Source organism: Flavobacterium sp. GW821-FHT12A05 (assembly GCF_058807735.1).
Map to the genome: position 1 here is coordinate 267,757 of NZ_JBXAQY010000004.1, position 13,029 is coordinate 280,785.

Here is a 13,029-nt window from a genome sequence, read left to right on the forward strand (position 1 = left end):
ATTTTCTGGCCCACAGTTGTTTTATAATCGGATTTTTATGGAGCGAAAAGAAATACAATTATTAGTCATTTCATTAGGTATTGTTTTTTTAACTTTACTCGTCATAGTATTGGTTCTTTTCTTTTATTTTCTAAAGAAGAAAAACAATTATCTGGTCGAAAAAATGGAAGCTGAATTGTACTTTCAATCGGAATTGGTCAAAACCAGAATCGAAATTAAAGATCAGACCCTTTCAGAAATCAGCAAAGAACTTCATGACAACATAGGACAGATTATTTCTGTTGGAATTATGCAGCTTAATATGTCTATAAGCAGCAAAAGTATTCAGGTAAAAGAACTAAAAGACCTTAAAGAAGTGCTGGCAAAAGCACTGGACGAACTCAGGATTTTATCGCGCATTATCAATAAAGATAATTTACTGCAAAGCAACTTCATAGAAGCTATAAAGCAAGATCTGGAACGCGTAAAAAAACTTAAAAAAATTCATTATCGCTATAATTTAACCGGAGAAATTCCGAAAATAAGCGAAGAACATGATTTGTTTATTTACCGAATTTTTCAGGAAGCACTTCACAATAGCTTAAAACACTCTCACAGCGATTTATACGAAGTAAATATTGTAACAACTGAAACACTTTTTCAGTTAAAATTAAAGGATTTCGGGATTGGCTACGATACCAATAAAGCAAATTCTGGACAAGGATTAACCAACATGAAACTGCGGGCCAAATTGATTGGCGCTCAATTAATCATGGAATCGAATGCATCAGGAACAACCGTAACTTTAGAATATCCATTAACTACCACCAATGAAACCGAACACTAAAAGTAAAATTATTATTGTTGACGATCATCAGCTTTTTTCTCAATCCTTAGAACTTTTAATTAAAAGTTTTGGCGACTATGACGTAATCGACCGATTTGAAAACGGAAAAGTATTTATATCCTATCTTCAGGAAAACCTCGATACCGATATTGACTTAGTATTATTAGATGTAAATATGCCTGTTTTAGATGGTTTAAGCACCATGAAATGGATTAAAGAAAACAGACCTGACTTAAGAGTAATTGCACTTTCTGTAAATGACGACGAAGAAATTATCATAAAAATGATTACCAACGGAGCAAAAGGTTATCTGCTAAAAGATACTTCGCCGGAGATCTTCAAAGAAGCCATAGAATGTGTAATTGAAAAAGGTTTTTACTTTACCGAATTAGTTTCGGGAATGCTGGTTAATAAAGTCAACAGCGACAATAAAAAAGTCAGTTTAAAAGAAAAAGAACTGGTTTTTATAAAACATGCCTGTACCGAGATGACTTACAAGGAAATCGCATCGCAAATGTGCCTGAGCCCTAAAACCATCGACGGATACAGAGAATGTTTATTTGATAAATTAGAGATAAAAACCAGAATAGGTTTGGTCTTATACGCGGTTAAACACAAAATTGTGTTTGTTTAATTAATAAGTCAGCGCTGCAAAGATTGGAAACTCTTTGATTTTTTCTCTTCCGTTCAGAAAACTTAATTCCATTAAGAAATTACATTGTACAATTTCGCCTCCTAGTTTCTCTACCAGCTCGCAAACAGCTTTTGCAGTTCCGCCAGTTGCCAGAACATCGTCGTGAATTAAAATGCGATCTCCTTTTTTGATAGCATCGGTATGCATTTCAAGGCTGTCGGTTCCGTATTCAAGCTCGTATGAAGCCGAAATGGTTTCGTAAGGAAGCTTTTTAGGTTTTCTAACCGGAACAAAACCTGCATTTAGTTCCTGTGCTAACAACATCCCAAAGAAAAAGCCCCGACTTTCTGCTCCTACTACTTTATCAATTTTTTGTCCTTTTAAAGAATTTACCAAAATCGATAGGCATTCTTGTCTCGCTTGGACGTCATTTAGCAGCGGAGTGATATCTTTAAACAAAATTCCTTCTTTTGGAAAGTCTTGAATATCACGCACATAATTTTCAATCTTCATTTTTTTTTATTTTTATGTTATTTTATGCTTGTTTATGTCACATTTATGTCTATCTTTGCACCCGCAATAAGCAATCAACAAAGCTACAAAAAATTAGCTAATTGATAACAAAAAGGCCTCGTGGCGCAACTGAATAGCGCATCTGATTACGGCTCAGAAGGTTACTGGTTTGAATCCAGTCGAGGTCACTACTCGGGACAAAAGAAAAATATCATCTTTTGTCCCGTTTTTTTTTGCCCGTAATCTATTGTTTACCAGATAGATACAATTAACCATTTCATTGACTCGGGCGGTGCGGATTTTGTTTTCTGAAAATGTAAAATTTTCCGGAAAAATTAAACCAATTATCTCCCTGGAATCAGCTAAAGTACCACCATCAAAGGCTTCACCAAGCTTTAAAAGGTTTTCCAATCCAGTCGTGGTTAGGTGCTCTATACTGACCCTGTCGTCTTCTACATTTCCAATATCTTTTTCCAGCTTACTGATAAGTGCATTGTACTCAATTTTCATAAGATTGTAATCTTCAGCATCGATTTTCTCGGCAACTAATAAATTTCTGGCTACTGATAATTTCTTTTCATAAACTGCAATCTGCTCAAGGGACTTCTTTTTTTCGCCAGCTATTACTCCAGTATGTTCCCTGTAACCTTCAAGCAGAACTGCGGTATATAATTTCTTAACTTCTTCTAAAGGTTTGAATTTATTTAAATGGTCTTTAAAAACCTTGTTAGCTATTTCGGAATTCACTCTCCATTTACAAACTTTATCACAGTGATAATAATAGTAATATTTATTTCTTCCTTTACATTTACTTCCTGTTAACTTCTGACCGCACTTTGGACAAAGAAAAAAACCTCTCAAAGGAAAATTCTCAATAGTCTTAATTTTAGGCCTATATGTCCGTGCTTTACTGTCAAGAACATCCTGTACCCGATAAAACAATCCCTCACTGATAATTGGCTCATGCTGTCCATTGACCCATTTCTCTTCTTCATCTTTGTACTTAGGTATAAATCTTTTCTCAAAAGCAATACTTGAAATCGCTTAAAAAAACAATTAAGAGCTTATCTTGCCACAACGAAAAAGAAACTTGTTAAATGTCTATTTAGATTTTGAGATTTTTTCTCATCATACTGCAGGTCTGCAGATCATCTGCTAATTTGAAGATATGTTGATCGATTGTAAAAAATCATTTTTGAGTTAAACTAAAAGCTCAAGGATTGTTCTCCCAGACTTTAAGTCAAAGGAAGTCCTATATTATATATTTGCGTTATTTGTATGGAGTAGTCATATGACAGCTGTCCTGCACTAGCTGCTTTTTTTATTTGAAGATTTTCCTCTATTTTTATTTATTGCTTATTTTTTAATCTCATAGACAAAATTCAATTTCGATTTTTCACCAAAATATGCCACTTCCTCTTCTGCGATTTTCTCAGCTCCTAATCTTGATATTGCTATTTGTGAACGAATATTCTCTGCCCCGATATGGAATTTTACTTTTGAAACATATTGAAAAAGGTAATCCAGCATTGTCATTTTCACGCTATGATTAAAGCCTTTTCCCCAGGACGATACAGTATAGAAAGTATATCCAATAAAAATACTATGGTCTTCTTTATTGAAGTCATAAAATCTTGTACTGCCAATAATTTTTCCATTTTGCTTCTCAGTAATTTTAAAAGCTCCTTTACTTTTGATGGCGCCTTCAAAAAAAATTTCGAAGACTTCTTTTTTCCATCTGTCTTTATTGGGATGCTGCAGCCAGATTTCAGGATCTGAAGCCGCTTGATATAAAGCATCAAAATCATTTTGCTCTAAAGGATATAAAATACAGAGATTATTTTCTAAAATGGGCTGCAAGTTTAAAGTCATTACCTGATCTTTTTATTTTAAATTAATATACATACTGAATTAAAGTATCCATTCATAGTTTAGCCATTCTTTATTTTCATTTGCTCCGAGCCTTTCATAAAACTTTTTGCCTGCTTCATTCCAAGGTGCTACTGTCCACTTAATTTGACAGCAGTTGTGCACCTTAGCTTCTGTATGCAAAGCATTCATTAATTTTTCGCCAACCTTTTTTCCTCTATGCTTTTGATCAACATACAGTTCTTTTAAAAAAACAGCTGGTTTATTCATAGCCGTATATGGCAAGAAATAATACACTAGGATTCCCGCAATTTCTCCAGCGTTATCTGCTAAAATACAATAAAAATCAGGCGGCTCTTTTCTGAAGCCACTCTCTCGTACAACTTCCGGAGTAACAGCAAAAACATCTATATATTGTTCGAATACAGCCAGATCTCTCATTAAAACCCAAATTTTTTCACTGTCTGCTTCAACTGCTTTTCTAATAACCACAGCATTTTCATTCATAAGTATTTGTTTTATAAATCAAAATTAAGAAGATATTGGACTATATTTGTAGTCCAATATAATAAAAATGAATAGTCCTATTTTTGAAATAATATTTAGAAATGAGCAGCCTGATAATACAATAGATAAACCAGTTTATATTCAACTGGCAGAAATTATATTATTTTCAATTAAAAATGGAAATCTAAAAAAAGGCCAAAAACTACCTTCTTCCAGAGATTTTGCAGTTTTTCTGGGCATTAACCGAATTACCGTTTCTAAATCTTTTGAAGAATTACAAAATCAAGGCTGGCTTGAAAGTTTTACCGGAAAAGGTACATTTGTTTCTTCTCATATACCAGAATTTAATCCTGAAAAACTTAAAAATGTATCTGTCAAAATTCATAAAAATGCGGGTTTTACAATCAATAAACCAAAATATTTAGAAAATTCATATTTTGTTCCTAATGCAAATTTTCATTTAGATGATGGTTTTCCAGATCCAAAACTGGCACCATTAAAAGAGCTTTACAGAGCATACCGAAATCAATTAACCCGCAGCGGGCTCTACGAAAAATTTGGAAGTTACGGTAATCCAGACGGACCAGAATATTATAGAAATGCTATATCACAATATTTAAATGAAACTCGAGGCTTAAAAACGACCTTAAAAAACATATTATCTGTAAGAGGAACAGTTATGGGGCTTAATTTGGTTTGCAACTCACTTATACAACCCGGCGATATTATTGTTTCTGGAGTTCCCGGATGGCGTCGTGCCGAAAATAACTTTCTGCATGCAAAAGCCAGACATATTGAAATTCCAATTGATGAGCATGGTTTGGTTGTAGAAAACTTGAAAAAAATCTGCCAGCATAATAAGGTAAGAATGGTCTATATTACGCCTCATCATCATTACCCTACAACGGTTTCTCTTCGAATTGACCGCAGATTGGAATTATTACAACTCGCCAGCGAATATGGTTTTATAATTTTCGAGGATGATTACGACTTTGATTTCCATTACAACAATCGTCCTTTGCTTCCACTAGCAAGTGCTGATGAAAACGGAATGGTTATTTATTGCGGATCGTTCAGTAAAAGTTTTTCGCCTGCTTTCCGGATGGGCTATCTGGCAGCTTCTGAAAATGTAATCGAGCATCTTACAAATGTCCGGGTACTTTTAGACCGTCAGGGCGATCATATTTTAGACAATGCAATGGGTGAAATTATAAATGACGGCACAGTACAGCGCTATTTGCGAAAATCGTTAAGTATATATAAGGATAAGAGAAATTTTTTCTGTAATTTGTTAGAAAATAAACTAGGTAATACTGTTGACTTTTCTATTCCCAATGGCGGGATGACGGTTTGGACTAAGTTTGATAAATGCATTAATCTTCAAAAATTGGCTCAAGAGGCTTATAAAAAAGGGTTATATTTCTCTGATGGAAAAGCACATCAATATGCAGGTTATAACGAAAACAGCACCAGACTTGGCTTTGCTTCTTCTTCTATAGAGGATTTGTCTAAAGGAATTGAAATATTAAAATCTGTCATAGATAATAAACATATCAAGTAAAGAAAAATCAATTAGGCAAATTAAGGTTCTATCACATCTGTCAGAATCAAATATAAGACTTTAAATAATTTAAAGTTAGTCTACCAATTTAAGTTTTGTGGCAGAATCATGGTGGAGTGGATACCTTTTTTGCCACAGAAACTTAAGGCGGTTTTGTAAAAAAGAAGCTCACATAAAAAACTATTAAATTGAATAATTCCGCTTTAATCAAAAATTATGGTTGAATCTCCTTTTCCCATGATAACTTTACTTGTCAGACCGATAAATATTCCATGTCCAACAATTCCATTAATATCATTTAACTTTTTAGATAAAGAAGCAGGATCAGAAATGATGCCAAAATCAGCATCTATAATATTGTTTGCCTGATCTGTTTTAAATGGTCTATCTCCTTCCATCCTAATTTTTCCAATACCATTTAATATTTTAATTTGACTTAAAATATAATTTGAAGCAAATGGAATTACTTCAATTGGGACTTTGAATTTTCCTATTTGTTTTACTTCTTTTGATGAATCCGCTATTATAATTTCTTGTTTTGTTAATGAGGCTACAATTTTTTCTCTAAGCAATGCACCCCCACCGCCTTTGATTAAAATTAAGTCAGAGGTAAATTCATCTGCTCCATCAATTGTAATATCTATTGAATTTATCAAATTAATATCAATCAAAGGAATATTTAAAGCCTCAGCAAGTTCTTTAGTTTTATTAGAAGTTGGTACCGCTTTTATTTTTAGGCCATTGCTGACAAGTTTTGCAATTTCTCTTATTGCATAAACAGAGCTTGAACCTGTACCTAATCCCACAATCATATTATCAGTTAGTAATTTAACTGCTTCTTTTGCCGCAAACTCTTTTTCTTGTTCTAAATTCATGGTTTATAAAATTTGTGAATCTTCAATTAAAAGTAGTAGTAAATTCTATTACAAATTTATTTTTTTAATAAATTCTGTTCTTATCCAATACACTAATATTAATTTATGTTTCCAATTTGTCATTAAAAAATACTGGAGTTTTTTAACCTAAAAACTACTTAAAAGGACACCTTCTTCATTTCAACGATTGATTTTGCCTATTTACCTAAAATCATACCTTTCAAGGAAGTTTTCTAAAGACCTTTACATAATAAAACAAAGCATTACTGCTTATAACTTAAAAACTTGAAATTATGAAAGCAACCATTGGCCTTACAGAAAAAAACACAAACGCTGTTTCTAATGAATTAGCAAAACTGTTAGCAGATGAATTTGTACTTTACACCAAAACCAGAAATGCACACTGGAATGTTACAGGCGATAATTTTCATGCGAATCACATCTTCTTTGAAAATCAGTACAAACAACTAGATGAAATCATTGACAGCGTTGCTGAACGTATGCGCAAAATTGGCCACTACGCACCCGCAACCTTAAAATCTTATCTTGAATTGACGCATCTTACAGAATACAGTGAAAGAACAAACGATGGTTTAGGATTTATGAAAGATCTATTGCAAGACCATGAAAGCATCATTGAATTTATTCGTGGCAACATTACTCCTTTTGCCGATGATTACAAAGATTATGGTTCAAGCGATTTTATTACTGGTTTAATAGAAATTCATGAAGAAATGGCATGGATGATACGCTCTTACTTTAGATAAAATAACAAGGAATAAGTATATTTGTCTAAACCAAAAACCAAATACCATGAAAGCGTTAATTGTTGATGACAATGATATTGCAAGAACTACTTTATCTCATTTGGCAAAACAAATTCCGAATCTTACTGTTGTAAATGAATATTCTAACGCAATTGAAGCGTACCATCATTTACAGGCAAATGAGGTAGATCTAATTTTTTTGGATATTGAAATGCCTGAGATGACAGGAATTGAGCTGACAAAAAATCTCGCAGGGAAAGATATCATCATCATTTTTACCTCTTCTAAAAAGGAATACGCGCTTGAGGCATTTGAATTGAATATTGCAGATTATATTCTAAAACCTGTTACTCCTACCCGATTTTTACAGGCAGTGAGTAAAGCACAGTCTATCATTGAGAGCAGAAAAGAGAATATACAATTTGGTAAAGAAGAATTTTTATTCGTTAGAGATTCTAATATTACCAGACGACTAAAACTAGATGATATTTTTTATGCTGAAGCAATGGGAGATTATGTAAAGTTTTACACCAAAGAAAAAATGTTTGCCATTCACGGCAAAATGAAAACTGCCGAAGAACGTCTGCCAAAAGATGATTTCATTAGAGTACATCGTTCTTATATTGTTTCTATTGGTAAAATTGACACTTTACAAGACGGAGGTATTATGATTAACAAAAAATTTATTCCTGTTGCAGATGCCTACAGAAAAGCACTTAACACTAGGATGAATGTTTTCTAAATGTCATTTTATTTTTTCTGCTGCGTAATCTAGAATGCTATCTTATTGAATTAAGATCATACAATTTCATTTACACTTATTTATATGATAAATACGTCTACCGTAATGGGTAACAAACGCTTTAGTTATTTTATAATTAGCAGTTTTATTTTATGCAGTATATTATTGATTGCTGTACAAATTAATTCGGCTCAAAATACTAAAGAACTCATACGAAATAATAATACCCTTTTAAACGAATTGCGTTCCAGCAATCATTTAAGAGAAATTGACCGCGATATTTTGGGTGTCGAAAGCAGAATTCGAGCTTCGATCGCTACTAATGACACTACACATTTAGAAGGAATCGATCAAAAGATCAGGCAGATTAGAAATTTTCTCGATTCCCTTTCTGTGGATAATGCCGATCCTGAAGAGGAAAAGTTAATACAAAGACTCGGAGTTTTGGCTCAGGATAAAATGGTCACAAAAGGAAAACTCCTGCATCGTTTTGATTCTTTAGGAAATATGGATGATGATAGCTCGATTGCTAATCCTAGAGCCAGAATAATTTCTAATGAGATTACCGATATTACAGCAAAGATTTACCATAAGCGTCAATTGCGCATGGTAGAGTTGCGAAATCTAAGTCTGGAAATGGGTCGAAGAGCAAAACTTTACGACATCTCCTTATTAGTTTTACTAGTTTTGAGTGGTGCCGTTATAGGATATCATATTATGCGCCAATTTAGAAGACAACATTTTCTGATCAAAGAATTGGATATTGCAGAAAAAAAAGCATCGATCGCTGCTCAGACTAAAGAAAATTTTCTGGCTAATATGAGTCATGAAATCAGAACGCCGCTTAGTGGTATTTTAGGTTTCACCAATTTATTACAAAAAAGGCCTTTGGATGAAACTTCCGCAGAATTTGTGAATTCTATTCAGCGTTCGGGCGAAAATTTAATGACCATTATTAATGACATACTCGATTTATCTAAAATTGAGGCTGGAATGATGCGTATTACGCCCGGAATATTCAGCATCAACGGATTATTGGATTCGGTTGAAACGCTTTTTTCAGAACGTGTAAAAGAAAAAAAATTAACCATCTCCAGTAAAGTCGATACTTCGATCCCTGATACTTTAATTGGTGATGCCACGAGATTAACTCAAATATTGGTAAACCTCATTGGAAATGCCATAAAATTTACCCATCAGGGATCTGTAAGCATTGAGGTCTATAACAAACTACAACATGAAGACAAGGTCATTGTAGGCTTTAAAATTACGGACACGGGAATTGGAATTGATAAAGAAAAACTAAATGAAGTCTTTGAAAGATTCAATCAAGGTGAAGACTCTACCACTCGAAATTACGGTGGGACTGGTCTGGGATTATCAATAGTAAAAAAACTGATTTTATTGCAAAACGGTGATATTCAAGTAAAAAGTGAACAAGGAAAAGGAACAACCTTTAGCTTTTATATTCCGTATGATATTGCTAAAGAACAGCTCAATTCTAAACCTATTGCCAATATTAACCACTTTAAAGATATCTCAAATACCGCTTTGAGAGTTTTAGTTGTAGATGACAACGCGATCAATCAAAGTTTAATGAAACATTTGCTTTCTCAATGGAATGTTGATTTTGAAATGGCTTCTAACGGTTTCGAAGCAGTAGAATATTTAAGCAAAAAAGATTGTGATCTTGTATTAATGGATTTACAGATGCCTCAAATGGATGGATATACGGCTGTGCAGCAAATTAGAGAAATCTTAAAACTGGATATTCCCATAATTGCCATGACAGCACATGCCCTGCCTGGCGAAAGAGAAAGATGTTTGAGCCGTGGAATGAACGAATACATTTCAAAACCTATAAAAGAGGAAGAACTTTTTAAACTGATTGCTGCTTTTGGACTGAAAGAATCAAATTCCGAAGAAACAAACATTATACAATCTGATCCTGTTTTTCAACATATTGATCTTTCGTATATGCAATCGGTAAGCGGCGGTAATAAAGCGTTTGAACAAACTGTGACCAAACAGTTTATTGACAATGTCCCGCTACATTTAGAACAGCTTATCACGGCTTATCAAAATCAAGATTTTAAGATGGTGAAACTTAGAGCACATGACTTACAATCAAGTGCTGCTATAATGGGATTATTGCCACTTTTAGAAGAAAAACTCGATATTCTTGAATTGGCTACAGAACAAAATGCAACTTTACAGCAGATTTTAAATGATCTCGAAAAGATTCTGAACTCGTCACTCTTAGAGGCTAAAGTTTTTTTAGAATCACTGTGAAATAAATAAGACAATAGCTCGTTTTAAATTCAAGAAAAAACCATCTTACTATATATTATTCAATAGAAAGACTGTCTGTAAAAGGCGGTCTTTTTTTTGTTCTTTGCGTTCCAGTGCTTATGTTTTCTCAGATTGAGATAATTTGTTATAGAATAATTCTGATTTAATAATAAAACATGATCTTCTTTGTGTTCCAGTGATTGAAACCACTGGTTATGTTTTCTCAGATTGTGATAATTTTATTGTATTCATTCCAAACTTCAAAACAACAAACGATTGATTTCGCTCTTTAAACGAGTGTTTTTGCCCATTCGATGAATAGTGGAATGCTACACGAATGTAAGGCGGTAAATTTACTTCAGTTAAACATTTAAAACCAAGAAATCATGGAAATCATCCAAACCAAAGAAAACGCATTATCACATTCAGCAGTAACTGCAGTTATTAATGCTCCTATTGAAAAAGTAAATATTGCAGACTGGCTTTTAAACCTTCCTGATGCAGAATACCAACGTTGTTCTACTCAGCATATTGGTGCGGGAATTACCAGCACCTATGAAGGAGAACCCATGTCTATTAACGTAGAAACAATTGGCGATGCTTTAATGGTGCAGCATTATGTGGCAACAGTTCATCGTCCAGATTATTGCCGTATGTTGTCTATCTCAGATTCTATTACTAAAAACGGACGTACTAAAGTCCAGGTTTTATGGGAACTTAAAGTAACTAAAATTGATGAAAATACTTGCCTTTACACCAATGAGATTCATGCAACTGCAACACCAGAAATGTTTGAATACTTAAAAGAACACGGAGTAGATCTAGCTGGCGCTGCTGCTTCAAGACAAGCTGCTTCTGATGCACACAATCATGAAGAAACTCCAAATTTTGCTAAAAGCATAGAAAACAAAGCATTAACTGGCAAATACAATCAGCCTTTTTAATAGTATAGAAATCGAGCGCACCAATGTGCGCTCTTATTATTTTGAGTATTATGAAAAATAAATTGTTTGAAATACTAATCGGCTCTTGGACATTAGTTGAATTGATTGAAGTACCTTTAGGGGAAGGAAAAATTACAAATCCGATGGGAACCAAACCAAAAGGCATTATTATTTATAACAGTGACGGCTATATGTCGGCACAAATAATGAATACTGATTTTGAACATTCTGATACAAAAGACAGTCCTCCTTATCTCGCCTATTCTGGTCCCTTCAAAACTGATGATGAAAAACAAATAGTCAGCCATACTATGTCTGTTTCACTTTTTGAAAATTGGAGAAATGAGACACAAAACAGAAAAGTTCTTTTTAAAGATGGATTGCTTCATTTAGAAACAGAGAAACCATTTATAAGCAATTCACGTTTGGTCATTCATAAACTTACTTGGAAAAGAATAGAACAATTAAACAAAAAATATTAATCGCAAACCAAATGAAAGCAGTAGTTATAACTCAATTTGGAGCTCCAGATGTACTGAAACTGCAGGAATATCCAACTCCAGAAGTAAGTGGAGACAAAGTGTTAATAGAAGTTAAAGCAGCAGGTTTAAACCGCTCTGATATCTTTCAGCGTGAAGGTAATTATCCTGCACCAGCTGGAGTTTCATCTGAAATTCCTGGTTTGGAAGTTTCAGGAATTGTAGTTGAATGCGGACCAGATGTTACCGATTTAAAAATTGGTGATAAAGTCTGTGCTATTCTCGCTGGCAGTGGTTATGCAGAATATGTAAGCGTTCGGGAAGGTCAATGTCTGCCAATTCCAGCTGGACTGACTTTTGCTGAAGCAGCAAGTTTGCCTGAAACGGTTTTTACCGTATGGTCAAATGTTTTTCAGAGAGGAAACCTAAAATCTGGAGAAACTCTTTTGATTCACGGCGGTAACAGTGGCATTGGCATTACAGGAATTCAAATTGCTCATTCTCTAGGCATTCGTGTAATTGTAACAGTAGGATCTGATGAAAAAGGTCAAAAATGTCTCGATCTTGGCGCTGCTTCTTACATCAATTACAAAACCCAAGATTTTGAAACCGTTTTGCAGGAAGAAGGAGTCGATGTCATCTTAGATATGATTGGCGGTAATTACCTGAGTAAAAATGTAAACATCCTAAAACCCGAAGGCAGATTAGTTCATATTAATGCCGTAAGCGGCAGCCATGTAGATCTTGACATTTGGAAAGTAATGATGAAACGTTTAACAATTACTGGAAGCACTTTAAGAAGCCGAGACTATGATTTTAAAAAACAGCTAGCCAAAGAAGTGCAGAAAAACGTTTGGCCATTAATCGAGTCAAAACAATTCAAACCGATTATTTTCAAAACCTTTCCTTTCACCGAAGCTCCTGATGCACATCGATTATTAGAAAATGGCAGTCATACGGGCAAAATTATTTTAGTTCGATAATTAGTCCGAATAAAACTTAAACCTCAACCAAAAATAA

Annotated in this window: 14 protein-coding genes and 1 tRNA gene; 10 read left to right on the forward strand and 5 right to left on the reverse strand. The window is 33.9% G+C overall.

Annotated elements, in window-relative coordinates; all coding sequences use genetic code 11:
- The first annotated feature begins 37 nt into the window (after positions 1-37).
- Together AC1RRQ_RS10835 and AC1RRQ_RS10840 are read left to right on the forward strand one after the other, a co-directional pair.
- Positions 38-826: a sensor histidine kinase gene (locus AC1RRQ_RS10835; RefSeq protein ID WP_493023038.1), complete on the forward strand. Its 789-nt coding sequence runs from the start codon at positions 38-40 to the stop codon at positions 824-826.
- Positions 810-1,460 carry a response regulator gene (locus tag AC1RRQ_RS10840; RefSeq protein WP_493023039.1) on the forward strand — a complete coding sequence of 217 codons (651 nt, stop codon included), beginning with the start codon at positions 810-812 and terminating at the stop codon, positions 1,458-1,460. The genes AC1RRQ_RS10835 and AC1RRQ_RS10840 overlap by 17 nt, the downstream gene beginning before the upstream one ends.
- On the opposite strand, the gene AC1RRQ_RS10845 is transcribed toward AC1RRQ_RS10840, so the two are convergent.
- Positions 1,461-1,973, reverse strand: a complete 513-nt coding sequence (locus tag AC1RRQ_RS10845) for an adenine phosphoribosyltransferase (RefSeq protein ID WP_493023040.1) — start codon at positions 1,971-1,973, stop codon at positions 1,461-1,463.
- Between the two features lie 114 nt (positions 1,974-2,087).
- On the opposite strand from AC1RRQ_RS10845, the gene AC1RRQ_RS10850 reads away from it, so the two are divergent.
- A tRNA-Arg gene (locus AC1RRQ_RS10850) sits at positions 2,088-2,161 on the forward strand.
- Here the strand turns inward: AC1RRQ_RS10850 and AC1RRQ_RS10855 are convergent.
- The 3 genes from AC1RRQ_RS10855 to AC1RRQ_RS10865 form a co-directional block, all read right to left on the reverse strand.
- Complete coding sequence (locus AC1RRQ_RS10855; RefSeq protein WP_493023041.1) at positions 2,127-2,720, reverse strand: hypothetical protein; 594 nt, start codon at positions 2,718-2,720, stop codon at positions 2,127-2,129. The genes AC1RRQ_RS10850 and AC1RRQ_RS10855 overlap by 35 nt on opposite strands.
- Positions 2,721-3,329: 609 nt before the next feature.
- Positions 3,330-3,845 carry a GNAT family N-acetyltransferase gene (locus tag AC1RRQ_RS10860; RefSeq protein WP_493023042.1) on the reverse strand — a complete coding sequence of 172 codons (516 nt, stop codon included), beginning with the start codon at positions 3,843-3,845 and terminating at the stop codon, positions 3,330-3,332.
- 39 nt (positions 3,846-3,884) lie between these two features.
- Positions 3,885-4,349, reverse strand: a complete 465-nt coding sequence (locus tag AC1RRQ_RS10865) for a GNAT family N-acetyltransferase (protein ID WP_493023043.1) — start codon at positions 4,347-4,349, stop codon at positions 3,885-3,887.
- A 67-nt stretch (positions 4,350-4,416) separates the two neighbouring features.
- Between AC1RRQ_RS10865 and AC1RRQ_RS10870 the strand changes: the two genes are divergently transcribed.
- The gene (locus AC1RRQ_RS10870; protein ID WP_493023044.1) at positions 4,417-5,910 is read left to right on the forward strand and encodes an aminotransferase-like domain-containing protein; all 1,494 of its coding nucleotides are present in this window, start codon (positions 4,417-4,419) and stop codon (positions 5,908-5,910) included.
- Between the two features lie 203 nt (positions 5,911-6,113).
- On the opposite strand, the gene rpiA is transcribed toward AC1RRQ_RS10870, so the two are convergent.
- On the reverse strand, positions 6,114-6,785 hold the full coding sequence (rpiA, locus tag AC1RRQ_RS10875; protein WP_035644100.1) for a ribose-5-phosphate isomerase RpiA: 672 nt from the start codon (positions 6,783-6,785) through the stop codon (positions 6,114-6,116).
- Positions 6,786-7,078: 293 nt separating this feature from the next.
- Here rpiA and AC1RRQ_RS10880 point away from each other — a divergent pair, with 293 nt between their 5' ends.
- From AC1RRQ_RS10880 to AC1RRQ_RS10905, 6 genes are all read left to right on the forward strand, one after another.
- A complete protein-coding gene (locus AC1RRQ_RS10880) occupies positions 7,079-7,552 on the forward strand; it encodes a Dps family protein (RefSeq protein WP_493023045.1) in 474 nt (157 codons plus the stop codon).
- Positions 7,553-7,598: 46 nt separating this feature from the next.
- Positions 7,599-8,294, forward strand: coding sequence for a LytR/AlgR family response regulator transcription factor (locus AC1RRQ_RS10885; RefSeq protein WP_493023046.1), 696 nt, complete (start codon positions 7,599-7,601; stop codon positions 8,292-8,294).
- Positions 8,295-8,378: 84 nt separating this feature from the next.
- Positions 8,379-10,586: an ATP-binding protein gene (locus AC1RRQ_RS10890; RefSeq protein WP_493023047.1), complete on the forward strand. Its 2,208-nt coding sequence runs from the start codon at positions 8,379-8,381 to the stop codon at positions 10,584-10,586.
- A gap of 386 nt (positions 10,587-10,972) precedes the next feature.
- The gene (locus tag AC1RRQ_RS10895; protein WP_111289319.1) at positions 10,973-11,530 is read left to right on the forward strand and encodes a hypothetical protein; all 558 of its coding nucleotides are present in this window, start codon (positions 10,973-10,975) and stop codon (positions 11,528-11,530) included.
- A 62-nt stretch (positions 11,531-11,592) separates the two neighbouring features.
- Entirely contained in the window at positions 11,593-12,012 is a 420-nt protein-coding gene (locus AC1RRQ_RS10900) for a lipocalin-like domain-containing protein (RefSeq protein ID WP_493023048.1), read from the forward strand.
- Positions 12,013-12,023: 11 nt separating this feature from the next.
- Positions 12,024-12,992: an NAD(P)H-quinone oxidoreductase gene (locus tag AC1RRQ_RS10905; protein WP_493023049.1), complete on the forward strand. Its 969-nt coding sequence runs from the start codon at positions 12,024-12,026 to the stop codon at positions 12,990-12,992.
- The last annotated feature ends 37 nt before the right edge of the window (positions 12,993-13,029 follow it).